Below are 23,274 nucleotides of genomic sequence, written 5' to 3'. Positions count from 1 at the left end.
CTCGACAGCCGGGTCTTACTGATTTGCGAGCGCATGGACCCCTGGGATATATCTCGACATCGAGACATACAGGGGGCGAGATGACGACGTACGACGCGACGCCGCTCACTCGCTGGGGCATCCCCTACGACCGGGACCTGCGGGTGCTGGCGGTCGGCTCGTTCGCCAACCGGTTCGGAGCAGGCGCGGTGATGACCACCAGCGCGCTCTACTTCACCCGGCACGTCGGGTTCACGGCCACCGAGGTCGCGCTCGCCCTGTCCGTGGCGGCGTTCGCAGGGATCTTCGTGCAGGTGCCTGCCGGCCACCTCGGCGACGTCCGTGGCCCGCGCGAGGTGCTCGTCGTGTTCATGGCGGGCGCCGCGCTCTTCAGCGCACCGCCCGTGCTGGCCACGAGCCCGGTGATGCTGGCCGCCCTGCTCACCCTGCTCGCCGTCTTCGAGCGCTCGGCGGGGGCGGTCAACCAGGGCGTGATCGCCCAGCTCGCGACCGGCGGACGCGGCGTGCTCTTCAAGGCCTACCTGCGCGCGGTCACCAACACCGCGATCGCACTCGGCTCGGTCTTCGGCGGCGCCGCCCTGGTGATCGACCAGACCTGGGCGTACGTCGCGGTGTTCGTGCTCAACGCGGTGTTCACCGGCTTCGCCGCGTGGAACTGCACGCGCCTCCCCCACCTGCCGCCGTACCAGCGGGCCGCGGGCGAGCCGCGCCTCGCCGTGCTGCGCGACCTCCCGTTCGTGGTGATCATCGCCATCACCGGCGTCTTCAACCTGCACTTCTTCGTGATGGAGCTCGGCCTGGCGCTCTACATCTCCGAGCGGACCGAGGCCCCGACGGTGATGGTCGCGATCCTGCTGCTGATCAACACGGTCATGGTCGCGCTCTTCCAGGTGCGCCTGTCGCGTGGCTCCGACTCGGTCGAGGCCGGCGCGAAGTCGCTGGTGCGCGGCGGCTGGTTCATCGCCGCCGGGTTCGTGGTCGTCGCTCTGGCCGACCGCGGGTCCTGGTGGTTCGCCATCGCCGTCCTGGTGGCGGGCTCGCTGGTCCACGTCGTCGGCGAGATGATCGGCTCGGGCGGGCAGTGGAGCCTGCAGATGGGCCTCGCCCCGCACGAGCGCCAGGGCCAGTACCAGGGCTTCTCCGGGCTCGGGTTCTCGGTGATGGCCGTGATCGGGCCGCCCGTCGTCGCGTTCTTCTGCGTCGACCAGGGTGAGCGCGGCTGGCTGATGCTCGCCGCCATCATGGTGGTCACGTCGCTCGCGTCGGTGCCTGCCGCCCGCTGGGCGCTGGCGAGCCGAGAGCGCTACGGCGTCACCACCCACTCCGGCTAGAGGCGGAAGCGGGTCTGCTCCTCGCCGGCCAGCACGTCGTCGATCCGCTGGCGCAGGCGTAGTGGTATGTCCGGCAGGTCGTCGACCGCGCACCACCGCACGTCCACCGACTCGTCGTCGCCGACGCGGGCCTGACCAGACAGCCACGTGCAGGCGAAGGTGAGGTCCAGGTAGACCGCCCGGTCACCGTTGACGTGGGTGACCCGGTGACCGCTGGAGATCGAGGCCAGCCGGTCGACGCGGATCTCGACGCAGGCCTCCTCGAACGCCTCGCGCACCGCTGCGCCGGCGGGTTCCTCGCCGGGGTCGAGGATGCCGGTGATCGGGGTCCAGTGGTGGTTGTCGGAGCGCTGCACGAGCAGCACCTGCAGGTCCGGGGCCTCCCCACGCAGGACGACGGCGGTGATCGCCGGCATCCACAGCTCGTGGTCGCCCACCAGGCGACGCAGCTCCACGACGAACTCCGGGATGGGCACGGGTCAGCGTCCGGTCGTGAGCGCGGCGACCAGCGTCTCCTGCAGCCAGCCCACCCACTCGTAGATGTCGTGGGCCTGGGCGCGCGGGTCGTCGTCGGGAAGGGAGTACCAGAACTCCTCGTCCCCCTCCTCGACGCCGAGGCGCGTCGCGATCGCGAGCCGGATGTCGGTGAAGGAGCGCATCCACATCTCGGCCGTCGGCTCGTCGAGCTCGACGTCGATCATCAGCCCCTCCTCGGTCAGCTGAGGGGGAAGGCCGGCCTCCTCCAGGCCGTCGATGATCGCGATGGCGGCGTTGGCCTTGCCGTCGCGCAGCGAGCCCTCCGTGAACCGCCGGAACTCCGCCGCCGCCTCCTCGTCCTCGGCGTACGCCGACGGGAAGAGCCTCTTGAGCACGGGGTCCTCCGGCTCGGCGGTCGGTCCGGAGAAGTCCATCATCGCCTCGAAGGGGTCCCGCGAGTCCGACGGCACCGCCGCCTCGTTGCGCAGCAGCTCGACGATCTGCGAGGCCAGGGAGCGCAGCAGGTCGGCCTCGAACCCGGAGAGGTTGGCGATGACCAGGCCGCTCTTACGGTGCCGCTCGAAGCCGTTCACTGATCGCCTCTCATGAGCTCTTTTCCATCGTCGCCCACAGCCCGTACTCGTGCATCGCCTGCACGTCGCGCTCCATCTCCTCGCGCGTGCCTGTGCTGACCACCGAACGCCCTTCCTCGTGCACTTCCATCATCAGCTTCTCGGACTTCGCCTTGCTGTAGCCGAAGTACTTCTGGAAGACGTAGGCCACGTAGGACATCAGGTTGACCGGGTCGTTCCACACGATGGTGACCCAGGGCTTGGCCAGGAAGGTGATGTCGTCGGGCGTCAGGGTCGGATCGACCCCGGGGTCGGCGTGGACGGGGCTTGCGGTTGACACGCCGTCATGGTGGCACACCCCTACGCTGTCGTCGTGAACCAGTCGACGGCCCTGCTCACCGACCACTACGAGCTCACCATGCTCCAGGCCGCGCTGCACGCCGGCACGGCCGAGCGGCGCTCGGTCTTCGAGCTCTTCCCGCGCAGGCTCCCCGAGGGACGCAGGTACGGCGTCGTCGCCGGCGTGGGCCGCGCCCTGGACGCCTTCGAGGGCTTCCGCTTCGACGACGACGTGCTCGGCTACCTCGACCAGGGGCGGATCGTCGACGAGCAGACGCTGGCGTGGCTGGCCGACTACGAGTTCACCGGCGACGTCTGGGGCTACGCCGAGGGCGAGGTCTACCTGCCCTACTCACCGCTGCTCGTGGTGGAGTCCACGTTCGCCGAGGCCGTGCTGCTCGAGACGCTGCTCCTCTCGATCTACAACCACGACTGCGCGATCGCCTCGGCGGCCTCCCGGATGACCCGGGCCGCCGGTGACCGGCCGTGCATCGAGATGGGGTCGCGGCGTACGCACGAGGAGGCGGCGGTGGCGGCCGCCCGGGCGGCGTACATCTGCGGCTTCCAGGCGACCTCCAACCTCGCCGCCGGGCAGCGGTACGGCGTCCCGACGCGGGGCACGTCCGCGCACTCCTTCACCCTGCTGCACGACACCGAGAAGGACGCCTTCACCGCTCAGGTGCAGTCACTGGGCCGCGGCACGACGCTGCTCGTCGACACCTACGACATCGCCGAGGCCGTGCGGCTGGGCGTGGAGATCGCCGGGCCCGAGCTGGGCGCCGTACGCATCGACTCCGGAGACCTCGGCGTCCTGGCCCACCAGGTGCGGGCCCAGCTCGACGGGCTCGGGGCCACCAGCACCCGCATCGTGGTGACCAGCGACCTCGACGAGTTCGCCATCGCGGCGCTCGCCGCCGCGCCTGTCGACGGGTACGGCGTGGGCACCCAGCTGGTCACCGGCTCGGGTCACCCGACCTGCGGATTCGTCTACAAGCTCGTGTCGCGCGAGGGCGACGGCGGCGAGATGGTGTCGGTGGCGAAGAAGAGCAAGGACAAGCTCTCGATCGGCGGCCGGAAGTTCGCGCTGCGGCGCCGCGACGCTCGCGGGGTGGCCGAGGCCGAGGTGGTGGGCATCGGGGAGGCGCCCTTGGACGACGGCGACGACCGACCCCTGCTCGTGCCGCTGGTCGCCGACGGCGAGGTGGTGGGGCGCGAGTCGCTCGAGGACGCCCGGGCCCGGCACCGCGCCGCGCGTGCCGAGCTGCCGCTGGCCGCCCAGCAGATGAGCCGTGGGGAGCCTGTCATCCCGACGATCCACCTGGAGTGACGCCGGACGTCACTCCCAGGTGACGGCGTACGCGTCGAAATCGCTGCCGGTCTGCACCGGCACGACGCAGAAGACCAGCCCGCCCGGGTCGTTGAGGATGACGTAGCCCTCGCGGTCCTCGACCACGGTCGCGCCCAGCGCGACGAGGCGCTTCACCTCGGCGCCGACGTCGTCGGTCTCGATGTCGAGGTGGATGCGAGCAGGCGTGTCGCCCCCCAGTCGCTGCGCCTCGAGCTTCACCCCGCCGGGCAGCACCGTGACCGACGCGTAGGTGTCGTCCTCGGGCACCAGGGTCGAGCCCGCGGCGGCAGCCCAGAACGCGCCGGCCTCGTCGTAGGCCGAGGCGGGATGGTCGATGAGCACGACGGCGATGCGGCTGCGGTGCATGCGCGAAGGATACGGGGGGTCCCCCGCCGGCTCCGCTGGGTAACCTCGACCCATGCGTGCGCTCATCGTCGTCGACGTCCAGAACGACTTCTGCGAGGGAGGGTCCCTGCCGGTCGAGGGAGGCGCGCGGGTGGCCGCCGACATCGCCGCCGTGCTGCATGCCCGCTCCCAGCGCGGCCCTGACGCCGGCGACTACGCCCAGGTCGTGGCCACCAAGGACCACCACGTCGACCCGGGCGACCACTGGTCGGCCGAGCCGGACTTCGAGAGCTCGTGGCCCGTGCACTGCGAGGTCGGCACCGACGGGGTCGCCTTCCATCCCAACCTCGACCCGCAGCCCTTCGACGCGGTCTTCCTCAAGGGCGACCACGCGGCGGCCTACAGCGGGTTCGAGGGCCGCACCGACGACGGCACCTCGCTCGTCGACTGGCTGCAGGGGCACGCGGTCACCGAGGTCGACGTATGCGGCCTGGCGACCGACCACTGCGTGCGGGCCACCGCGCTCGACGCCGTTACCGAGGGCTTCTCGGTCAGGGTGCTCCGCGACCTGTGCGCCGGGGTCGCCCCCGCGACGACGGACGCCGCGCTGACCGAGATGGCCGCGGCCGGGGTCACCCTTGCCTGACCTCGACCGCCTGCTCGAGGACGGCGTCCTGTGGCTCGTGCTCAACCGCCCCGAGGTGGGCAACGCCATGGACGGCACCCTCTCCGACCATCTGGCCGTGGAGCTCGAGGACGCTCAGCTCGACGAGACCGTGCGCACTGTCGTGGTGACCGGCAGCGGTACGTCGTTCTGCTCGGGCGCCGACATCAGCGGCTCCGACGCCCACGAGCGCTTCGACGTCACCGCGCTGGACCGGGCGAACCGCATCATCCGGGCCCTCACCCACCTCGACAAGCCCGTCATCGCCGCCGTCAACGGCGTCGCCGCTGGTGTCGGGGCCAGCATCGCGTTCGCCGCCGACCTCGCCGTCGCCACCGAGTCGGCACGGTTCGTGCTCGCCTTCGCCCGGATCGGGCTGATGCCCGACGGCGGCTCGTCCGCCACCATCGCCGCCGCTGCCGGGCGGAGCCGCGCCATGCGGATGGCGCTGCTCGGCGACCCGCTCTCCGCGACCGAGGCGTACGCCGCCGGGCTGGTGAGCCACGTCGTACCCGATGCCGAGTTCGGCGACCTCGTGATCGACGTCGCGCGCCGCGTCGCCACCGGCCCGCCGCTGGCCTTCGCCGCCACCAAGAAGGCGATCAACGCGGCCACCCTCGGTCACCTCGAGGCGGCCCTCGAACGGGAGCGCACCGGCCAGTCGATCCTGCTCCGCACCGACGACGCGGCGGAGGGCATGGCCGCCTTCGCCGAAAAGCGTCGGCCCAACTTCCACGGACTGTGATCTGGCACATATAGGGTGCCCACCATGAAGCGCACTCTGTCGGCGGTCGCCGCCATCCTCCTCGCCACCACGCTCGCCGGCTGCGGCTCCGACGACGACGGCTCGTCCGGCACCGACTCCGGGGCGGACAACGGGACCACGTCCAGCCTGTCCACCATCGAGTCGGGCAAGCTCACGGTCTGCTCCGACGTCCCGTACCCGCCGTTCGAGGACTTCGACGACACCTCGGAGTCCGGCTTCAAGGGCTTCGACATCGACATCGTCCAGGCCATCGCCGACGGTCTCGAGCTCGAGCTCGCCGTCAAGGACTCCTCGTTCGACGCCCTGCAGAGCGGCCAGGCGCTCAACGCCGGCCAGTGCGACATGGCGGCCAGCGCCATGACGATCACCGAGGACCGCCAGGCCGCGCTCGACTTCTCCGAGGGCTACTACGACTCCGAGCAGTCGCTCCTCGTCCCCGAGGACTCCGACATCGCCTCGATCGACGACCTCGACGGCGTCAAGGTCGGCGTGCAGCAGGGCACCACGGGCAAGGCGTACACGGAGGAGAACGCCCCCGACGCCGACATCGTGTCCTTCCCCTCGGATGCCGAGATGTTCCAGGCCATCAAGGCCGGCCAGGTCGACGCCCTCCTGCAGGACCTCCCCGTCAACCTCGACCACGAGAAGGCCGGCGGCTTCTCGGTGGTGGAGACCTACAAGACCGACGAGCAGTACGGCCTCGCGATGAAGAAGGGCAGCGAGCTCGTGGACCCCGTCAACGAGCAGCTCGCCGCGATGCACGACGACGGCTCCTACGACGAGATCTACAACACCTACTTCGCCACTGACTGACGTGAAGCGATCCACGCGGCGCCGCCTCACGCAGGGCGTCCTGTACGCCGTCCTGCTGGGGCTGCTCCTGCTGCTGGTGCTGGCCGCCGACTGGGCGACGATCAAGACCAACTTCTTCGCTCCGGCCGGCTTCAACAACTGGGACTCCTGGCGCGAGCTGATCACGGTCGGGGTCAAGAACACCCTCATCTACACCGCGATCGCCTTCGTCTGCGGCCTGGTGCTCGCCCTGATCCTCGCGCTGATGAAGCTGTCACCGCTGGGGCCCTACCGCTGGATCGCCACGGCGTACGTCGAGTTCTTCCGTGGCCTGCCGGCCCTGCTGGTCATCCTCTTCATGGCGTTCGGCATCCCGATCGCCTTCCAGTGGACACCCCCTGGCGGCGCCGTGGGCGCGGGCGTGATCGGCCTCGTGCTGATCGCGGGCGCCTACATGGCAGAGACCCTGCGGGCCGGCATCCAGGCCGTGCCGAAGGGGCAGACCGAGGCGGCCCGCTCGCTCGGCATGAGCCCGGGGCACACCAACCTCGCCGTGGTGCTCCCCCAGGCGTTCAGGATCGTGATCCCGCCACTGACCAACGAGTTCGTGCTGCTGATCAAGGACACCGCGCTGCTGTTCGTCATCGGCTTCGCGGCCGACCAGCGCGAGCTGACCACCCTGGCCCGCGACTTCCTGTCCAGCGGACCCACCGCGGGCACGTCCACCAGCCTGGTGCAGGCGGCCATCCTGTACCTGATCATCACCGTGCCCCTGACCCAGCTGGTGTCGTGGCTCGAGAAGCGTCAACGGAGGACCCGATGAGCACGCCGGCGATCCAGATCGACCAGCTGCACAAGTACTTCGGCGACAACGAGGTGCTCAAGGGCATCGACTTCCACGTCGACAACAGCCAGGTCGTGTGCGTGATCGGGCCCTCGGGCTCCGGCAAGTCGACGCTGCTGCGCTGCGTCAACCGCCTGGAGGAGCCCACCTCGGGCAAGATCATCGTCGAGGGCATCGACATCACCGACCCGGAGACCGACCTCGACGCCGTGCGCTCGCGCATCGGCATGGTCTTTCAGCAGTTCAACCTCTTCCCGCACATGTCGGTGCTGCAGAACCTCTGCATCGCCCAACGGCGCGCCAAGAAGCGCAGCAAGGACGAGGCCGTGCAGATCGCCCGCGCGAACCTCGAGAAGGTGGGGCTGGCCGACCGCGAGGGTGCCTACCCCGCGCACCTCTCCGGCGGGCAGCAGCAGCGCGTCGCCATCGCGCGAGCCCTGTCGATGGACCCCGACATGATGCTGTTCGACGAGCCCACCTCGGCGCTCGACCCCGAGCTGGTCGGCGACGTGCTCGAGGTCATGAAGGACCTCGCCTCCGAGGGCATGACGATGATGGTCGTCACCCATGAGATGGGCTTCGCCCGCGAGGTCGGCCACAAGCTGGTCTTCATGGACGGCGGCGTCATCGTCGAGGAGGGCGACCCGCGCGAGGTGCTGGCCAACCCCCAGCACCGGCGCACGCAGTCGTTCCTTTCGAAGGTGCTCTAGCAGCAGCCTGGCGTGGTCAGGTCACCGTGATCGGCTGGCCGCCCGACGTGAGCCGCCAGTCGGTCGACGCGAACTGAGCCGGGTCGATGGCGCCGTTGGCCGTCACCCAGTCGATCAGGAGCTGCCGGATCTCCACCTGCGCGTTGTAGAGCACCGGGGCCGTAGCGACGTGCGGGAAGCCGCCACCGCCGCTTTGGCGGTAGTTGTTGATGGCCAGCGCGAACTGCTGGTCGGCCGCGACGGGTACGCCGCCGTACGCGAGGTCGACGATGCGTGACCCGACCGGCTGGGCGATGTCGATGTCGTAGGTCAGGTCGGCATCGAGACCGGCGACCGAGTCGAAGTTGTAGTCGGGGGTGCCGTTCGGTGCCGTCTCCGTGACCGCGTTGGTCACCTGGTCCATGGTGAACGGACCGGTGCCCGAGACCTGCTGGAAGTAGCGCGCGGAGAACTCCAGGTAGTCCTTCACCTGCGCCCCGGTCACCTGGATGCCCAGGAGGGTGTTGTCGTAGATGTAGAGGCCCGCCACGTCGCGGTAGGTCACCTCCCCCGACGGGAACGACGCCGAGCGGTTGAAGGGCGCGGCGATCGAGAGCACCGGCAGGCTGCCGCCGGTGGCGGTCTTCACCGCATCGGCCTGGACGTACTGCACGAAGTCGATGATGGGCACGTCCTCGACGACGGCCCGAGCCGCCGAGAGCGCGGCGGCGGAGGTGCCGATGACCGAGTTGACGTAGGCCACGACTAGGTCGTGCTGCCGGCGTACCGCGGCGGCGACGTCTCGGCGCTCGGCCACCAGGTTGGAGTTGAGCGTCTGGGAGGTCGCCCTCTCGACGCGCCAGCCGCCCCGGTCACGCTCGAGCTGGAGGTCCATGACGGCCAGCCGCATGCCCCAGTAGAGCGGCTCGCACAGCAGCACGTCGCGGCCGGTCCGGGTGTTGCGCACGTAGCGCTGGGCGATCTCCTTGTGCGCGTGGCCGACCAGGATGGCGTCGATGCCGGGCACCTCCGCGGCCACCAGGGAGGCGGCGTTCTCGGGCGGGAGCGCGTCGCCGTACGACGAGCTGGTGTCGGCGCCGCTGTGCGCCGACACGATGACGACGTCGCAGCCGCGCCGCTTCATCTCCGGGACGTACTTCGCGGCCTGCTCGACCAGCCCGGGGAACTCCATGCGCCCCTCGACGTTGGCCTTGTCCCAGATGGCGATGCCGGGGTTGGTGAGGCCGAGGATGCCGACCGTGATGCGCGGGCCGTGCCGCGGCTTGAAGGTCCGCACGACGTACGGCGGGAAGACCGGCCGCTTGGTCACGGCGTCGACGGCGTTGGCGCCGAGCAGCGGGAAGTTGAGCTGCTCCTCGTAGGCCCGCAGGGTGTCGATGCCGTAGTTGAACTCGTGGTTGCCCAGCGCCGCGGCGTCGTAGTCCATCAGGTTCATGGCCAGCGCCATCGGGTGCTTCGAGCCCTCGGTGATCGGATCGACCCGGGCGTAGTAGTAGGCCAGCGGGGTGCCTTGGATCGTGTCGCCGGCGTCGAGAAGCAGGGTCGGCTCGCCGCGGCGCTCCTGACGCATCGCCGCGACGAGGGTGGCGACCTTGGCGACGCCGATGTCGTCGTGCGTCGAGTTGTCGAACTCGGCGTTCTTGAAGTAGTCCCAGTTGAAGACGTTGCCGTGTAGGTCGGTCGTGCCGAGCACCGTCAGTCGAGTACGTCGGTCGTGTCCGTGCGCTCCGCCCCGGTGCGCCTCGGCGGGCGCGGCGTAGCCGGCAGCAGCCAGGGCGGCCGCCCCTGCGAGGAGGGTGCGGCGGCTGGAGGGCGGCAGGGACACGGGCAGGGGCAGGGCGGGGCGCTGGGGCATGGGTTGTCTCCCGAGAGTGGACAGCGAGTGGACCGCGGTCGATCACACTCCCCGGACGGTCGGGAGTCAAGACCCCTCGGGCAGACTGTCGGCCGTGCCAGCGCCCTCAACCGTCCAGATCGAGCCACGGTCCCCCGCTGACCTGCCGGCACTCGTGGAGGCGCTCGCGGCTCAGCAGCCGTCTTCGCGCTACCCGTTCCAGTGGCCGCTGCCCTTCCCCGTGGAGGAGTTCCTGGTGCGCTCCCACGAGGAGGCCGCCTGGGTGGCCCGGGTCGACGGCCGCGCAGTCGGCCACGTGAGCGTCGGCCGGGTGGAAGGCGATGTGGCCGAGCCGTTCGCGTTGGCGACCGGGCGTCCCGCCGGGGAGCTGGCGATCGTCCGTGTGCTGTTCGTGGCCCTTGACCTGTTGGGGTCGGGCATCGGCGGACGGCTGCTCGACACGGCCGTCGACTGGGCACGGGAGCGTGGCCGCCTGCCCGTGCTCGACGTGGTACCCGGCCACGGTCCCGCGCTCGCGGTCTATCGGCACCGCGGTTGGGACGTGGTCGGTCGGCTGCACCCCACCTGGCTGCCGGCCGACGAGGAGGCCATGGTCCTGATGATGCTCACCGCCGAAGCGGAGCCCATGGGCCTGCGAACGTAGGCTCTCGGGGTGACATCTCCGACCGACGCCCGCCCACGGCGTACCTTCGCGGTGATCAGCCACCCCGACGCCGGCAAGTCGACGCTGACCGAGGCCCTGGCCCTGCACGCCCGGACGATCTCCGAGGCCGGCGCCGTGCACGGCAAGGCCGGACGTCGTGGCACCGTCTCCGACTGGATGGAGATGGAGCGCGCCCGCGGCATCTCGATCACGTCGGCCGCCCTGCAGTTCGAGTACGACGGACACGTGGTCAACCTGGTCGACACCCCGGGTCACGCGGACTTCTCGGAGGACACCTACCGGGTGCTGTCCGCCGTCGACTCCGCGGTGATGCTCGTCGACGCCGCCAAGGGGCTGGAGCCGCAGACTCTCAAGCTCTTCCGCGTGTGCGCCCAGCGGGGCATCCCGGTGATCACCGTGATCAACAAGTGGGACCGGCCCGGCCTCGACCCGCTCCAGCTCATGGACGAGATCCAGAAGGAGATCGGGCTCCGGCCCACCCCGCTGACCTGGCCAGTGGGGTCGGCCGGCGAGTTCCGCGGCGTGCTGGACCGCCGGACGGGCGACCTCATCCAGTACACCCGCACGGCGGGCGGGGCCACGCGCGCCCCCGAGCAGCGCGTCGCCTCCTCTCGGGCGCCGGAGCTCGGCGGCGAGGCCTGGGCCACCGCGGTCGAGGAGCACGAGCTGCTCTCGATGGACGGCGCGGACCACGACCAGGGCACGTTCCTGGCCGGCTCGACCACGCCGGTGCTCTTCGCCTCCGCCCTGCTCAACTTCGGGGTCGCCCAGCTGCTCCACGTGCTGGTCGAGCTCGCGCCCTCGCCCGGCCCGACGCCCACGGTCGACGGTGGGTTGCGGGCGGTCGCCGACGACTTCAGTGCCTTCGTGTTCAAGGTCCAGTCCGGCATGGACGCAGCCCATCGCGACCGCCTGGCCTACGCCCGGGTCTGCTCCGGCGTCTTCGAGCGAGGGATGGTGGTCCAGCACGGCGAGACGGGGAAGCCGTTCGCCACGAAGTACGCCCAGGCCGTCTTCGGTCGCGACCGTTCCTCGGTCGAGCAGGCCTTCCCCGGCGACATCGTCGGCCTCGTCAACGCCAACGCCCTGCGCGTCGGCGACACCATCTACGCCGGCGCCGCCGTGCGCTTCCCGCCGATCGCCAGCTTCGCGCCCGAGCACTTCGTCTCGGCGCGGGCCGCCGACACCGGCCGCTACAAGCAGTTCCGCCGCGGCATCGAGCAGATGGACCAGGAGGGCGTCGTCCAGGTGCTGCGCTCGGACCTGCGCGGCGACCAGAGCCCGGTGCTCGCCGCCGTCGGGCCGATGCAGTTCGAGGTGGTCACCGCCCGGATGGAGAGCGAGTTCGGGGCAGCGATCCGGCTCGAGCACCTGGACTACTCGGTGGCCCGCCGCACCGACGAGGCGGGCGTCGAGGCGCTCAAGGGCGTGCGGGGGGTCGAGGTGCTCAGCCGGGCCGACGGCACCCACCTGGCGCTGTTCCCCGACACGTGGCGCGCTCACACGGTCACGCGTGACCATCCGACGGTGCTGCTCGAGCCGCTGCCCGCCAGTGGCGGCTGAGGTCAGGCTGCTCCCCACTTGGCGGCGAGCGCGCGGATCACGGTCACGTTGCGGGCCGTGCCCTCGCCCAGCGCCTTGAACTCCCGCGTGTTGAGCGAGCGCGCCTCGTGGAAGCTGCGATGCAGGACGACATGGGCCGCGCGGCCGATGACCCGCACCTCCTCCTTCTCGATCTCCAGCGCATGCGCAGCCTCGGTGGCATCGGCAGGTGGAGGCTTCTTGTAGAGCGTGATGTAGTGCGCCTCCGGCTCGCCCAGTTCGCTCCACAGCTCGTCGGCCTCCGCGGCGATGGCGACGACCTCGGCCGGCGTGAACACGATCGTCGGCACCGCGAAGCCCCGGTCGGCCGCGAAGGCCTTCTCCAACGCCGCCTCGATCCTCCCCTGGGAGCGCATGGACGTGGTCAGCAGCACGTTGCCGGTGTTGATGTGCGTGGCGACCTCGGTGGCGCCGATCGACTCGACGCACCGCTTGATGTCGCCCTTGGGGAACTTGCGGGTGGCGCCCAGGTTGATGGCTCGCAGGAAGGCGACGTAGGTCGGCATGCCCCGCATTGTGTCGCACCTCTCCGTCAGCCTCGTAGATTTACATAGGCTTCCTATGTAACGTCGCAGCCGTGAGCGACGACCTGCAGGATCTCAGCAGCGAGCTCGTGGTCCTCTCCGCCCGCCTGGTGCGCGCCGTACGCCGTGCCGTCGAGCAGCCGGCCGGCTTCCGGGTGCTCTCGCTGCTCGACGAGCTCGGCCCCAGCGGTGTGTCGTCCCTCGCCGTCGCCGACCGGTGCTCCCAGCCGACGATGTCGGGCACCGTCGCCGGCCTCGTCGAGCGCGGCTGGGTGACCCGGACCCCGCATCCGAGCGACGCCCGCAGCAGCCTGATCGACCTCACCGTCGCCGGGCGTCACGAGCTCGCCCGCGTACGCCGGATCTACGGCGCCGCCGTCGCCGAGCGGCTGCGCGACCAGACGACCCACACCCGCGAGGACGTGGAGACGGCCGTGGCCGTGCTCCGCGACGTCCTGGCGAGCCAACCCACGAAGGGACAACTGTGAGCACCACGCCCACCTCTGACACCTCACCCTCCATGCTGCGGCAGCCACGCGCCGTGTGGGCGGTGGCCTTCGCGTGCGTCATCGCGTTCATGGGCATCGGGCTCGTCGACCCGATCTTGAAGAACATCGCCACCCAGCTCGACGCGACGCCGAGCCAGGTCTCGCTGATGTTCACCAGCTACATGGCGATCATGGGTGTCGCGATGCTCGTCACCGGTGTCGTCTCGAGCCGGATCGGCCCCAAGCGCACGCTTCTCGCGGGCCTGGCGCTCATCATCGTCTTCGCCGCGCTGGCCGGCTCGTCCGACACCGTCAGCCAGATCGTGGGTTTCCGAGCCGGCTGGGGCCTGGGCAACGCGCTGTTCGTGGCGACCGCCCTGGCCACCATCGTCTCCGCGTCGGCCGGCTCGACCGCCCAGGCCATCATCCTGTTCGAGGCGGCGCTCGGCATCGGCATCGCCACCGGCCCGCTCGTCGGCGGTCTGCTCGGCGAGCAGTCCTGGCGCGCGCCGTTCTTCGGGGTGTCGGTGCTCATGCTCATCGCGCTCGTCGCCACCGCGGTCTTCCTGCCGGCCACCCCACCGGCCGGACGCCGCACCTCGCTGGCCGACCCGTTCCGCGCGCTGCGCCACCCGGCGCTGCTGCTCATCGGCATCACCGCGATCTTCTACAACATCGGCTTCTTCACGATCCTCGCCGCCGGGCCGTTCGCCCTCCCGGACGCGGGCATCCTGCAGATCGGCTGGATCTTCTTCGGGTGGGGGCTGCTGCTGGCCTTCACCTCGGTCGTCGTCGCCCCCCTGGTGCAGCGTGCGATCGGCACCGTGCCGGCCGTGATCGCGATGCTCGCCCTCTTCGCGCTCGACCAGGTGATGATGGCCGTCTTCACCGACCACGCCACCGTCGTGATCGTCGGCATCGTGCTGTCCGGCGCCTTCATCGGCATCAACAACACCCTGGTCACCGAGGCCGTGATGGGCGCGGCTCCCGTCGAGCGGCCGGTCGCGTCCGCGGCGTACTCCTTCCTCCGCTTCTGCGGCGGAGCCGTCGGACCGTTCGTCGCCCTCAAGCTCGGCGAGCACGTCAGCAGCCACGCGCCGTTCTGGTTCGGCGCGGCCGCGCTCACCGTGGGGGTCCTGGTCCTCACCGCCCGCCGTCGCCTCGTCGAGGGACGTACGACGCACCCGGCGGCGGGCACGCGGGCCGCGGCCGAGGCAGTCCTGGTCGGCGACCTGGACTGACCGGCCACACGGCCGGGTGCCCCGCGACTACAGGTTGCCGCGAACGTCCTGCTCGCGCTCGATCGCCTCGAAGAGCGCCTTGAAGTTGCCCTTGCCGAAGCCGAGCGAGCCGTGCCGCTCGATGAGCTCGAAGAAGACGGTGGGCCGATCGCCCAGCGGCTTGGTGAAGATCTGCAGCAGGTAGCCGTCCTCGTCGCGGTCGACCAGGATCTTGCGCCTCTGCAGCTCCTCGATCGGCACCCTGACCTCGCCGATGCGCTCACGCAGGGCGGGGTCCTCGTAGTAGGAGTCGGGGGTGTCGAGGAACTCGACGCCGTTGGCGCGCAGCGCGTCCACGGTGGCCAGGATGTCGCCGGTGGCCAGGGCGAGGTGCTGGGCGCCGGGGCCGTCGTAGAACTCGAGATACTCGTCGATCTGCGACTTCCTCTTGGCGATAGCCGGCTCGTTGAGGGGGAACTTCACCCGGTGGTTGCCGTTGGCGACCACCTTGCTCATCAATGCGGAGTAGTCGGTGGCGATGTCGTCGCCGATGAACTCCGCCATGTTCACGAAGCCCATCACCTTGTTGTAGAAGGTCACCCACTCCTCCATCTTGCCCAGCTCGACGTTGCCGACGATGTGGTCGAGGGCCTGGAAGAGGCGCTTGGGCTCGCCCTCGCGCTTGGTCCAGCGCGGGGCCGTGGCGACGTACCCGGGGAGGTACGGGCCGGCATACGTCGCGCCGTCGCCGGCGGCGTTGTGGCGCTGCACCAGCGTGTGCCGGGTCTCGCCGTACGTCGCGATGGCGGCGATGCGCACCGAGCCGTGCGCGTCGGAGATCGTCTCCGGCTCGCGCACGACGGTGGCGCCGGCCGAGCGGGCCTGGGCGATGCACTGGTCGACGTCGGGCACCTCGAGGGCGATGTCGACGACGCCGTCGCCGTGGCGGGCGTGGTGGGCGACGAGCGGGCTGTCGGGGCTGACCGCGCCGTTGAGCACGAACTTGATCGAGCCCGACTTCATCACGAAGGACTTGTGGTCGCGGTTGCCGTTCTCGGGGCCGGAGTAGGCGACCAGCTCCATCCCCCAGGCGCTGGCGTAGTAGTGGGCCGCCTGGGTGGCGTTGCCGACCACGAAGCAGATGGCGTCCCACCCGGTGACGGGGAAGGCGTCCTGCTGGGCGTCGTAGTCCACGAGGCCGACGAGCTGGCGGAGCTGCTCCAGCGTCAGGTCGGCCTTCATCTCGTCCATGGTCAGGGCTCCGCCGGTCGAGGCGATCTCGGTGGTCATGACTCGAACGATGACCCTGGAGCGCACAATGTGCAACAGTGCGTCGAAACACTGCGCACTTTGCCTACTACCGGAGGCCTCCGTGGACGATCTCGATGCCAGGTTGATCGATCTCTTCGCCGTCGAGCCGCGGATCGGCGTCCTCGAGGCCTCCCGCCGGCTCGGCGTGGCGCGCGGCACGGTACAGGCCCGCCTCGACAAGCTCGAGTCCACGGGCGTCATCACCGGGTGGGGTCCCGACCTCTCGCCGGACGCGCTGGGCTTCCCCGTGATGGCGTTCCTGACCCTGCAGATCCGGCAGGCGGTCGCCGATCCGGGCGCCTGGCGCGGGGGGCATCACGCGGTGGCGGCCCACCTCGCCGAGATCCCCGAGGTCCTGGAGGCCTTCACGATCACCGGCGACGGCGACATGTGGGTGCGCGTGGTCGCCCGCTCGAACGCCGATCTCCAGCGGGTGATCGACCTGGTGCTGACCGACCCCGCGATCGACCGGTCCACGACCGTCATCGCGCTGGCGAGCCAGATCCCGCACCGCGTGCTGCCGCTGGCCCGGTCGGCGAGCGGCTGAGGCGTCTCAGCGCAGCCGCTCGGCGATCTCGTGGGCGGCGCTGAGCACCCTAGGCGCCACGACGGTGTCGTCGATGGCGCCGCCGAGCGTCACGATCCCCACCGAGGCCTCGAGCCCCTCGACCCCGCGCACCGGCGCGGCCAGGCCGTGCGCTCCCGACTGCAGCTCGCCGGTGGTCACGACGTACGCCGCACCGTTCCCCTCACGACCCAGCAGGATCGCCTTCCCGGCCGCGCCCTGGGTGATCGAGTGCCGGGCGCCGACCCGGTAGGAGACGTGGAAGTCGGTCCACGACGGCTCGACGACGGCCAGCGCCAGCGCCTCGTCGCCGTCGGCGACCGTCAGGTGCGCGGTGCAGCCGAGCGTCTCGGCCAGCTGTCGCAGCACCGGGGCCGCCTGGTCGCGCAGCACCGGCTGCACCGCCGAGGCCAGGTGAAGGACGCCGAGGCCGACGTGGAGCCGGGCTCGCGAGTCGCGGCGTACGAGACCGTGCTGCTCCAAGGTCGCGACGAGCCGGTAGACCACCGTGCGGTTGACGGCCAGCGCGGCGGCGAGCTCGGTGACGGTCAGCCCATCGTGCGCCTCCGCCAGCACCTTGAGCACCCTCAGCCCCCGATGCAGCGTCTGGGAGGTCTCGGCAGCCATAGAGAAGGGTAGCCCCGGCACGGGCTCCGTGACCCCGCGGCGAGGCAAGCCCGTGGGGCCGGCCCCGTCAGGAGGTCTTGCGGATCGCCCAGTCACGCAGTGCTCCGATGCGCGCGTGCAGCTGGTCTGCCGTCGCCACCGCGGCGGCCGGGCCGCCGCACTGCTTGCGCAGGGCGGCGTGCGTGACCCCGTGCGGCTGCCCGGTGCGATGGAACCACGCGGCGACCAGCCCGTTCAGCTCCCGCCGGAGCACGGCGAGCTGCTCGTAGGTCGACACCTCCGCGACCGTGTCCGGCTGCGGGGCGGCCCGCTGTCGCGCGGCGCGCTCGCTCTGCCGGGAGTGCAGCAGCTCGCGCACCTGGTCGGGCTCGAGGAGGCCGGGGATGCCGAGGAAGTCCATCTCCTCCTCCGACCCGACGTGCACCTCGCCGGCGTGGCCGAACTCGCCGCCGTCGTAGAGCACCCGGTCGAACGACGCGGTCGAGCCCAGCGCCTCGAAGGGGAGGCCGTCGAGCTCGTCGGAGGCGCCCTCCCCCGCCTCGGCCTGCGCCAGCAGGTCACGCTCGGCGGCGAAGATGTCGTCCTCGTCGGTGATCCGGCGGCCCAGCACGTGGTCGCGCTCGACCTCCATCTCCGAGGCGTAGGCGAGCAGGTGGGGCACCGACGGCAGGAAGACCGACGCGGTCTCGCCCCGACCCCGGGCGCGCACGAAGCGGCCCACGGCCTGGGCGAAGAAGAGCGGGGTGCCGGTGGTCGTGGCCCAGACCCCGACCGCCAGCCGTGGGACGTCGACGCCCTCGGAGACCATGCGTACGGCGACCATCCAGCGCGCCGTCGACTCGGTGAACGCGCCGATCTTCTTCGACGCCGCCTTCTCGTCGGAGAGCACGACCGTCGGCGCCTCGCCCGCGATCTTCTTCAGCAGCGCGGCATACGCGCGGGCCGAGTCCTGGTCGGTGGCGATGACGAGGCCACCGGCATCGGGCACGTGCCGGCGCACCTCCGACAGCCTGCGGTCGGCGGCGGCGAGCACCGCCGGCATCCACGAGCCGCCCGGGTCGAGGGCGGTGCGCAGCGCGTGCGCCGTCATGTCCTTGGTGAGGGGCTCCCCCAGCCTGGCCGCGACCTCGTCGCCCGCGCGGGTGCGCCAGCTCATCTCCCCGGAGTAGGCCATGAAGAGCACCGGTCGCACCACCTTGTCGGCCAGCGCGTGCGCGTAGCCGTAGGTGAAGTCGGCGGCCGAGCGCGGGATCCCGTCGGGTCCGGGCGCGTAGGTGACGAAGGGGATGGGGTTCACGTCGGAGCGGAACGGGGTGCCGGTCAGCGCGAGGCGACGGGTGGCCGGCTGGAAGGCCTCGCGCACGCCCTCACCCCACGAGAGCGCGTCGCCGGCGTGGTGCACCTCGTCGAGGATCACCAAGGTCTTGAAGTTCTCGGTGCGGATGCGCATCGCGAGCGGGTTGACGGCGACGCCGGCGTAGGTCACCGCGATGCCGACGTAGTCGCCCGACGTCTTGCCCTTGCCCGCGGCGTACGTCGGGTCGATCGGGATGCCGGCACGAGCACCCGCCTCCGCCCACTGCACCTTGAGGTGCTCGGTCGGGGCGACGACCGTGATCCGGTCGACGATGCGCCGGCCGAGGAGCTCGGCCGCGACGGTGAGCGCGAAGGTCGTCTTCCCGGCGCCCGGCGTCGCGACGGCCAGGAAGTCGCGCGAGGACTGCTCGACGTACTGCGTCATCGCGGCGTTCTGCCACGCCCGGAGCGAAGGGGCCGTCCCCCAGGCAGCCCGATCCGGCCAGGCCGGGGACAGCGGTAGGACAGAAGGCTGGGCCGCTGGACCTTCGGGCGGGACGGCGTCGTGCCGTCCCGTCACGCGTCGGAGCCCTTGTCTCCCTTGCCGCCCTTGCCGCCGGGCTTCATCGACTCCCAGATCTCCTTGCACTCCGGGCACACGGGGAACTTCTCCGGAGCCCGGCTCGGCACCCACACCTTGCCGCACAGCGCGATCACCGGCGTGCCCATCACCATCGCCTCGGTGAGCTTGTCCTTGGGCACGTAGTGGGAGAACCGCTCGTGGTCGCCGTCGTCGGTGGGGACGGTCCGCGTGTCCTCGATCGTCTCGGTGCCGGGAGAGAAGCCAGTGGTCGTCATGATGGACGCAAGTCTAGGTCAGTTGAGCTCAGGATCGAGAGGGCGCGTCGAGTGCCACGCGAGCTCACCCGGCTGTCGGCGCAGCACATCGCGCCACAGGTCCGTCGAGTCCAGGCGGAAGATGTCGGCGACCTCGGCGGGCACGACGTACCAGTCCCCCTGGTCGACCTCGCGCTGCACCTGGCCGGTGCCCCACCCGGCGTACCCCGCGAAGATCCGCAGGCCCGCCAGCGATCCTTCGAGCAGCTCGAGCGGGGTGTCCAGGTCCACCACGCCCATATCGGCGAAGACCCTGCGGAATCCCACCGGGACGTCGGTCACGTCGGCGAGCCGGCCCACCGCCAGCGCGCCGTCGGGGTTGACCGGCCCGCCGCGGAAGAGCACCTCGGGCTCGGCGACGGCGTCGCGCCACTCGGCCAGGACCTCGGCCACCAGCACCGGGGACGGGCGGTTGAGCACGACGCCCAGTGCGCCGTCCGCGCCGACGTCGAGCAGCAGCACGACGGTGTCGACGAAGTTCGGGTCGACGAGCGCAGGGGTGGCCACCAGCAGGGAGCCGGCCGCGACGTCGGTCATGTCGCCATCATGCCCGAGGACGAGCACCAGGCGCAGTGGGGCCGCCGAGACGGGGGATCGACGGGCAGGCGCCCCCGAGCCGCCGAGGGCTACTTGCCGTACGTGACCCGGCCGCCGTCGGCGGGCACCAGCTCGAGCCAGGTGCGTCCGGCCGGCACGGCGAGGTCGCCGCCCTTCTTCGTGTCCAGGCGCAGCGAGCCGCGGACCCCGTCCTTCTTCCACGTGCCCTTGACGACGCGGCCGCCGTGGAAGAGCAGCGCGTCGCCGGAGCCCTCGAACTTCGTCTCCGGCACGAAGTTGCCCGCCGGGTCGCGGTATCCGGCGTCGCCCACCTGCACGCGCAGCACGAGGACGGTGTCGGCGGGGAACTCGTCCCCCTGGGCGGCGTAGGAGTTCTGGTTGACGTAGCCACCGTTGGCGTAGGCCCAGTTGGTGGTGTGCATGCCGCCGAAGAACGCCGAGAGCCGGCTCGCCTTCTGACCCTTGGGCAGGTCCGCGGCGTCGCCGAACCTCAGGTAGTCGTCGGGGCGGGCGGGCTTCTGCTTGATCACCGAGACGACCTCCCGGGGCCGCGCCATCAGGTTGTACGGCGCGTAGCGGCTGCCCTCGCGGAAGAATCCCTTGGCGCCCTCCTGGAAGAACCGGATGCCCGCCTGCTGGATGCGACCGATCGTGACCCCGGCCGCGCCGGAGGTGATGATGTCGGCGTCCACCGGCGAGACGATGCCGATGTCACTGGCCCGCATTGAGCGCACGGGACCGACGACCTCGGGCAGCTGGGAGTAGTAGAACGCCGCGAGCCGGGTGGCTCCCCCCTCGACGAGCTCCTCGACCACGAGGTCGGCCTTGCTCAACCCGAGCTGGGGGGCGCTGCCGGCGGTGTTGTCCATCTTCGTGACCATGACCGGGTGCTTGAGGTCGGCGGTGCCGTCCCCGGCGACCGGGGTGCCGGTGAGCGGCCAGGTCTCCGGCGGGGGCGGCTCCTCGGCGTTGCTGCCGGCGGGTGCGCCCGAGCTGCTCGTGTCCCCCGGGTCGGCGGTGCCCCCCTTGTCGCCACACCCGGCGAGGAGCATGGACATGGCGAAGAGCGTGGCGACCACGACGCCGAGGCGGGACGCGGTCTTGGTGCGCAGGGGGCGATGCACGGGGACTCCTAGCTGTGGTGCCGACTACCGACAAGTGTGCGGGCGCGCCCGCCCTGTGTGCGGGAAGGCGCGCCCGGTGTCAGGGCGTCAACCCGCTCAGGCGCGCCGCATCGTGCCTGCGAACCAGCTGCTCGTCCACGGTACGTCGATCTGCACCGGGCGGCCCGGCGTCGAGGAGTGCAGCATCTGCACGGCGCCGCTCTTGAGGCGGCCCACGAAGATGCCCACGTGGTAGACGCCGCCACCGCCGGTGAAGAACATCAGGTCGCCGCGGTGGAGCTGCGACTTGGGGATGCGACGGACGTGACCGGCCTGCGCCGACGACGTACGCGGCATCGCGGAGAAGCCGGCCTTACGGAAGGAGTAGTAGATCAGGCCGGAGCAGTCGAAAGCCCCCGGGCCGGCCGAGCCGTAGCTGTACGCGTCGCCGCGCTGGGCGAGCGCGATGTGCTCAGCGCGGTGGACCCGCACCTTCGTGGCCCGCTTGAGCTTGACCTTCTGGGAGAGCTTCTCCGTGGACCCGCCATGTCCGGACTGGGCACTGACAGCGGTCGGGGTACCGAGCACGAGGCCCAGGCACAGCATCATGAGCGCGCCGAAGCGCAGCATGCGAGAGGTCGCAGGCATGGTTGTTTCCTTTCCCACGCCTGTGAGGTGAGCTGTCGGGTTGGAGCTGGAAAGTGCTCCGTCACGCTGCGTGCCGCCTGGTGACTTCACCCCGAGCCGTCCGCGATCGCGCTGCGAACCGGCGTGGAACCTGTGGGTCCCCCACTCCTGCCCCGTCATGGTCTCGGGGGTCGTCGCGCGGAGGGGCAGGACTCGGCGTTCCCGCGGACGATGGTGCAGCCGTGCACGCTAGGCACGTCGAAGGGTCAAAGTCCAAGCGAGGAGCGCGTTTCGGGCGTGATCGTGACGAGGATCTCGTCGGGGGCGCGAGGCCCGAGAGTGGTCGGCCAGCCCTCGATCAGTCTTCGATCAACGCAGGGCCAGGCAGCCGGAGGTTGCCGCGGCGAACGGCAGCTCGGCGTCCTCGGCGATCCGCTTGTCGAGGTTGGCAGCCACGTCTTCGGGCCACGGCGCGGTGCGCCGGGTGCTCATGTCGATGTGCAGGAAGATCTCCTCCATCACGTAGCTGAGCCGGTGGTGGGTCTCGTCGAGGAGGTAGACCAACGCGTGGGCGGCACGCTCGGAACGCCCGAGCAGCCGGACCCGGGCCGACATCAAGTCGCCCGTGCGCAGCTCGGTCAGGTAGGTGCAGTGGTGCTCCGCCGAGAAGCACGCGTGCCCTGCGCTGATCGGCCAGTTCTGCGGGATGCCGAGCGGGACCAGCGACTCGTCGAGACCCTCGCTCGCGATGCCGATGTAGTGCCGGACGTTCAGGTGGCCGTTCATGTCCTCGAACGGCATCGGCACGGGCTGCTCGACGTAGGCAGGCAGGTCGAAGAGCTGGTCATAGGTGGGATAGGTCGTCACGGGCACGACCCTACGAGTCGCTCGACGACCCGACCGCATCGGACCGCGCCGTCGTCAGCTGACGAGCTTGGCCCCGCCGTCGACGTACAGCGTCTGACCGGTGATGTACGACGCCTCGTCGCTGCACAGGAACGCAGCCGTGGCCGCGATGTCCTCGGGGAAGCCCACCCGGCGGACCGGGTTGCGCTCGGCGTTCCGGGCGCGGAACTCGTCGACCGGGACACCCAGCCGGGCGGCCGTCGCGTCGGTCATCTCGGTGGCGATGAAGCCGGGGGCGATCGCGTTGGCGTTGATGCCGTAGGGGCCGAGCTCGATGCCGAGGGTGCGGGTGAAGCCCTGCACGCCCATCTTGGCGGCGGCGTAGTTGGCCTGGCCGCGGTTGCCCAGCGCGGAGACGCTGGAGAGGTTGACGATCTTGCCGTACTTCTGGGCGACGAAGTGCTTCTGGGCCGCCTTGGTCATGAGGAAGGCGCCCTTGAGGTGCACGCCCATGACCAGGTCCCAGTCCTCCTCGGTCATCTTGAAGAGGAGGTTGTCGCGGGTGATGCCGGCGTTGTTGACGAGGATGTGGATGCCGCCGAGGTCGCCGAGGACCCGCTCGATCGCGGCGTCGACGCTCACGGCGACACTGACGTCGCAGCCGATGCCGAGATGTCCCTCCCCCAGCCGCGCTGCCGCGGCGGCCGCTGCGGACTCGTCGAGGTCGATGACCGCGACCTTGGCGCCCTCGTCGGCGAACCGCTGCGCACAGCCGAACCCGATGCCTCGTGCGCCCCCGGTGACGACTGCGACGCGCCCGTCGAAGCGACCCATGCTGACTCCTTCGCGATCGTGCGACAGCGGCGCAACGACGCGCCAGTAGAACCGTGTCTCACCCTAGAC

At 70.7% G+C, this 23,274-nt stretch carries 27 protein-coding genes and 1 riboswitch; of the genes, 12 read left to right on the top strand and 15 right to left on the bottom strand.

Going from position 1 to position 23,274, the window contains the following annotated elements; genetic code table 11:
• The first annotated feature begins 80 nt into the window (after positions 1-80).
• Entirely contained in the window at positions 81-1,331 is a 1,251-nt protein-coding gene (locus tag ACP7BP_RS06150; RefSeq protein WP_426243523.1) for an MFS transporter, read from the top strand.
• Here the strand turns inward: ACP7BP_RS06150 and ACP7BP_RS06145 are convergent.
• Genes ACP7BP_RS06145 through clpS form a run of 3 tightly spaced genes read right to left on the bottom strand, consistent with a single transcriptional unit; the run spans position 1,328 to position 2,672 of the window.
• Positions 1,328-1,807 (bottom strand): NUDIX hydrolase, encoded by a 480-nt coding sequence (locus tag ACP7BP_RS06145; RefSeq protein WP_426243521.1) that lies wholly within the window; start codon positions 1,805-1,807, stop codon positions 1,328-1,330. The genes ACP7BP_RS06150 and ACP7BP_RS06145 overlap by 4 nt on opposite strands.
• Before the next feature lie 3 nt (positions 1,808-1,810).
• A complete protein-coding gene (locus ACP7BP_RS06140) occupies positions 1,811-2,401 on the bottom strand; it encodes a DUF2017 domain-containing protein (protein ID WP_426243519.1) in 591 nt (196 codons plus the stop codon).
• A gap of 10 nt (positions 2,402-2,411) precedes the next feature.
• Positions 2,412-2,672: an ATP-dependent Clp protease adapter ClpS gene (gene clpS, locus ACP7BP_RS06135; RefSeq protein WP_426244772.1), complete on the bottom strand. Its 261-nt coding sequence runs from the start codon at positions 2,670-2,672 to the stop codon at positions 2,412-2,414.
• A gap of 54 nt (positions 2,673-2,726) precedes the next feature.
• On the opposite strand from clpS, the gene ACP7BP_RS06130 reads away from it, so the two are divergent.
• Positions 2,727-4,046, top strand: a complete 1,320-nt coding sequence (locus ACP7BP_RS06130; RefSeq protein ID WP_426243517.1) for a nicotinate phosphoribosyltransferase — start codon at positions 2,727-2,729, stop codon at positions 4,044-4,046.
• Between the two features lie 9 nt (positions 4,047-4,055).
• Here ACP7BP_RS06130 and ACP7BP_RS06125 read toward each other — a convergent pair whose 3' ends face one another.
• Positions 4,056-4,433, bottom strand: coding sequence for a VOC family protein (locus ACP7BP_RS06125; RefSeq protein ID WP_426243515.1), 378 nt, complete (start codon positions 4,431-4,433; stop codon positions 4,056-4,058).
• A 52-nt stretch (positions 4,434-4,485) separates the two neighbouring features.
• On the opposite strand from ACP7BP_RS06125, the gene ACP7BP_RS06120 reads away from it, so the two are divergent.
• Genes ACP7BP_RS06120 through ACP7BP_RS06100 form a run of 5 tightly spaced genes read left to right on the top strand, consistent with a single transcriptional unit; the run spans position 4,486 to position 8,188 of the window.
• The gene (locus ACP7BP_RS06120) at positions 4,486-5,058 is read left to right on the top strand and encodes an isochorismatase family protein (RefSeq protein WP_426243513.1); all 573 of its coding nucleotides are present in this window, start codon (positions 4,486-4,488) and stop codon (positions 5,056-5,058) included.
• The gene (locus ACP7BP_RS06115) at positions 5,051-5,821 is read left to right on the top strand and encodes an enoyl-CoA hydratase (protein ID WP_426243511.1); all 771 of its coding nucleotides are present in this window, start codon (positions 5,051-5,053) and stop codon (positions 5,819-5,821) included. The genes ACP7BP_RS06120 and ACP7BP_RS06115 overlap by 8 nt, the downstream gene beginning before the upstream one ends.
• 24 nt (positions 5,822-5,845) lie before the next feature.
• Complete coding sequence (locus ACP7BP_RS06110; RefSeq protein WP_426243509.1) at positions 5,846-6,655, top strand: transporter substrate-binding domain-containing protein; 810 nt, start codon at positions 5,846-5,848, stop codon at positions 6,653-6,655.
• A gap of 1 nt (position 6,656) precedes the next feature.
• Positions 6,657-7,457 carry an amino acid ABC transporter permease gene (locus ACP7BP_RS06105; protein ID WP_426243507.1) on the top strand — a complete coding sequence of 267 codons (801 nt, stop codon included), beginning with the start codon at positions 6,657-6,659 and terminating at the stop codon, positions 7,455-7,457.
• Positions 7,454-8,188: an amino acid ABC transporter ATP-binding protein gene (locus ACP7BP_RS06100; RefSeq protein ID WP_426243505.1), complete on the top strand. Its 735-nt coding sequence runs from the start codon at positions 7,454-7,456 to the stop codon at positions 8,186-8,188. Before ACP7BP_RS06105 ends, ACP7BP_RS06100 begins: the two co-directional genes overlap by 4 nt.
• Positions 8,189-8,204: 16 nt before the next feature.
• On the opposite strand, the gene ACP7BP_RS06095 is transcribed toward ACP7BP_RS06100, so the two are convergent.
• Positions 8,205-10,043 (bottom strand): bifunctional metallophosphatase/5'-nucleotidase, encoded by a 1,839-nt coding sequence (locus tag ACP7BP_RS06095; protein ID WP_426243503.1) that lies wholly within the window; start codon positions 10,041-10,043, stop codon positions 8,205-8,207.
• Positions 10,044-10,137: 94 nt separating this feature from the next.
• On the opposite strand from ACP7BP_RS06095, the gene ACP7BP_RS06090 reads away from it, so the two are divergent.
• Complete coding sequence (locus tag ACP7BP_RS06090) at positions 10,138-10,686, top strand: GNAT family N-acetyltransferase (protein ID WP_426243501.1); 549 nt, start codon at positions 10,138-10,140, stop codon at positions 10,684-10,686.
• Between the two features lie 9 nt (positions 10,687-10,695).
• The gene (locus ACP7BP_RS06085; protein WP_426243499.1) at positions 10,696-12,270 is read left to right on the top strand and encodes a peptide chain release factor 3; all 1,575 of its coding nucleotides are present in this window, start codon (positions 10,696-10,698) and stop codon (positions 12,268-12,270) included.
• A 2-nt stretch (positions 12,271-12,272) separates the two neighbouring features.
• Here the strand turns inward: ACP7BP_RS06085 and ACP7BP_RS06080 are convergent, their stop codons facing one another.
• Positions 12,273-12,815, bottom strand: a complete 543-nt coding sequence (locus ACP7BP_RS06080; RefSeq protein WP_426243497.1) for a DUF1697 domain-containing protein — start codon at positions 12,813-12,815, stop codon at positions 12,273-12,275.
• Positions 12,816-12,886: 71 nt separating this feature from the next.
• On the opposite strand from ACP7BP_RS06080, the gene ACP7BP_RS06075 reads away from it, so the two are divergent.
• On the top strand, positions 12,887-13,321 hold the full coding sequence (locus ACP7BP_RS06075) for a MarR family winged helix-turn-helix transcriptional regulator (protein WP_426243495.1): 435 nt from the start codon (positions 12,887-12,889) through the stop codon (positions 13,319-13,321).
• A complete protein-coding gene (locus ACP7BP_RS06070) occupies positions 13,318-14,562 on the top strand; it encodes an MFS transporter (RefSeq protein WP_426243493.1) in 1,245 nt (414 codons plus the stop codon). The genes ACP7BP_RS06075 and ACP7BP_RS06070 overlap by 4 nt, the downstream gene beginning before the upstream one ends.
• Positions 14,563-14,589: 27 nt before the next feature.
• On the opposite strand, the gene hppD is transcribed toward ACP7BP_RS06070, so the two are convergent.
• Positions 14,590-15,831 (bottom strand): 4-hydroxyphenylpyruvate dioxygenase, encoded by a 1,242-nt coding sequence (hppD, locus tag ACP7BP_RS06065; RefSeq protein WP_426243491.1) that lies wholly within the window; start codon positions 15,829-15,831, stop codon positions 14,590-14,592.
• A gap of 82 nt (positions 15,832-15,913) precedes the next feature.
• On the opposite strand from hppD, the gene ACP7BP_RS06060 reads away from it, so the two are divergent.
• Positions 15,914-16,399, top strand: a complete 486-nt coding sequence (locus ACP7BP_RS06060) for an Lrp/AsnC family transcriptional regulator (protein ID WP_426243489.1) — start codon at positions 15,914-15,916, stop codon at positions 16,397-16,399.
• Positions 16,400-16,405: 6 nt separating this feature from the next.
• Here ACP7BP_RS06060 and ACP7BP_RS06055 read toward each other — a convergent pair whose 3' ends face one another.
• From ACP7BP_RS06055 to ACP7BP_RS06020, 8 genes are all read right to left on the bottom strand, one after another.
• Entirely contained in the window at positions 16,406-17,044 is a 639-nt protein-coding gene (locus ACP7BP_RS06055) for an IclR family transcriptional regulator (protein WP_426243487.1), read from the bottom strand.
• A gap of 67 nt (positions 17,045-17,111) precedes the next feature.
• Positions 17,112-18,785, bottom strand: coding sequence for a DEAD/DEAH box helicase (locus ACP7BP_RS06050; RefSeq protein WP_426243485.1), 1,674 nt, complete (start codon positions 18,783-18,785; stop codon positions 17,112-17,114).
• A 131-nt stretch (positions 18,786-18,916) separates the two neighbouring features.
• Complete coding sequence (locus tag ACP7BP_RS06045) at positions 18,917-19,198, bottom strand: DUF3039 domain-containing protein (RefSeq protein WP_426243483.1); 282 nt, start codon at positions 19,196-19,198, stop codon at positions 18,917-18,919.
• 18 nt (positions 19,199-19,216) lie between these two features.
• Positions 19,217-19,774 carry a YqgE/AlgH family protein gene (locus ACP7BP_RS06040; RefSeq protein WP_426243481.1) on the bottom strand — a complete coding sequence of 186 codons (558 nt, stop codon included), beginning with the start codon at positions 19,772-19,774 and terminating at the stop codon, positions 19,217-19,219.
• 89 nt (positions 19,775-19,863) lie between these two features.
• A complete protein-coding gene (locus tag ACP7BP_RS06035; RefSeq protein ID WP_426243479.1) occupies positions 19,864-20,919 on the bottom strand; it encodes a DUF3048 domain-containing protein in 1,056 nt (351 codons plus the stop codon).
• 96 nt (positions 20,920-21,015) lie between these two features.
• Complete coding sequence (locus tag ACP7BP_RS06030; RefSeq protein WP_426243477.1) at positions 21,016-21,546, bottom strand: C40 family peptidase; 531 nt, start codon at positions 21,544-21,546, stop codon at positions 21,016-21,018.
• Between the two features lie 2 nt (positions 21,547-21,548).
• Positions 21,549-21,725, bottom strand: a riboswitch (cyclic di-AMP (ydaO/yuaA leader).
• Between the two features lie 169 nt (positions 21,726-21,894).
• On the bottom strand, positions 21,895-22,392 hold the full coding sequence (locus ACP7BP_RS06025; protein ID WP_426243475.1) for a thioesterase family protein: 498 nt from the start codon (positions 22,390-22,392) through the stop codon (positions 21,895-21,897).
• A gap of 54 nt (positions 22,393-22,446) precedes the next feature.
• Entirely contained in the window at positions 22,447-23,205 is a 759-nt protein-coding gene (locus ACP7BP_RS06020) for an SDR family NAD(P)-dependent oxidoreductase (RefSeq protein WP_426243473.1), read from the bottom strand.
• Positions 23,206-23,274 lie beyond the last annotated feature (69 nt).

It is taken from the genome of Nocardioides sp. LHG3406-4 (genome assembly GCF_049897745.1).
Taxonomy (GTDB): domain Bacteria; phylum Actinomycetota; class Actinomycetes; order Propionibacteriales; family Nocardioidaceae; genus Nocardioides.
This window is presented reverse-complemented; position numbering and strand designations above follow the sequence as displayed.

Coding starts and splice junctions, on each gene's coding strand:
- ACP7BP_RS06055 (WP_426243487.1), bottom strand. CDS start 17,044: ATGGCTGCCGAGACCTCCCAGACGCTGCATCGGGGGCTGAGGGTGCTC.
- ACP7BP_RS06100 (WP_426243505.1), top strand. CDS start 7,454: ATGAGCACGCCGGCGATCCAGATCGACCAGCTGCACAAGTACTTCGGC.
- ACP7BP_RS06050 (WP_426243485.1), bottom strand. CDS start 18,785: ATGACGCAGTACGTCGAGCAGTCCTCGCGCGACTTCCTGGCCGTCGCG.
- ACP7BP_RS06110 (WP_426243509.1), top strand. CDS start 5,846: ATGAAGCGCACTCTGTCGGCGGTCGCCGCCATCCTCCTCGCCACCACG.
- ACP7BP_RS06040 (WP_426243481.1), bottom strand. CDS start 19,774: ATGACCGACGTCGCGGCCGGCTCCCTGCTGGTGGCCACCCCTGCGCTC.
- ACP7BP_RS06080 (WP_426243497.1), bottom strand. CDS start 12,815: ATGCCGACCTACGTCGCCTTCCTGCGAGCCATCAACCTGGGCGCCACC.
- ACP7BP_RS06130 (WP_426243517.1), top strand. CDS start 2,727: ATGGTGGCACACCCCTACGCTGTCGTCGTGAACCAGTCGACGGCCCTG.
- ACP7BP_RS06125 (WP_426243515.1), bottom strand. CDS start 4,433: ATGCACCGCAGCCGCATCGCCGTCGTGCTCATCGACCATCCCGCCTCG.
- hppD (WP_426243491.1), bottom strand. CDS start 15,831: ATGACCACCGAGATCGCCTCGACCGGCGGAGCCCTGACCATGGACGAG.
- ACP7BP_RS06095 (WP_426243503.1), bottom strand. CDS start 10,043: ATGCCCCAGCGCCCCGCCCTGCCCCTGCCCGTGTCCCTGCCGCCCTCC.
- ACP7BP_RS06020 (WP_426243473.1), bottom strand. CDS start 23,205: ATGGGTCGCTTCGACGGGCGCGTCGCAGTCGTCACCGGGGGCGCACGA.
- ACP7BP_RS06045 (WP_426243483.1), bottom strand. CDS start 19,198: ATGACGACCACTGGCTTCTCTCCCGGCACCGAGACGATCGAGGACACG.
- ACP7BP_RS06030 (WP_426243477.1), bottom strand. CDS start 21,546: ATGCCTGCGACCTCTCGCATGCTGCGCTTCGGCGCGCTCATGATGCTG.
- ACP7BP_RS06150 (WP_426243523.1), top strand. CDS start 81: ATGACGACGTACGACGCGACGCCGCTCACTCGCTGGGGCATCCCCTAC.
- ACP7BP_RS06120 (WP_426243513.1), top strand. CDS start 4,486: ATGCGTGCGCTCATCGTCGTCGACGTCCAGAACGACTTCTGCGAGGGA.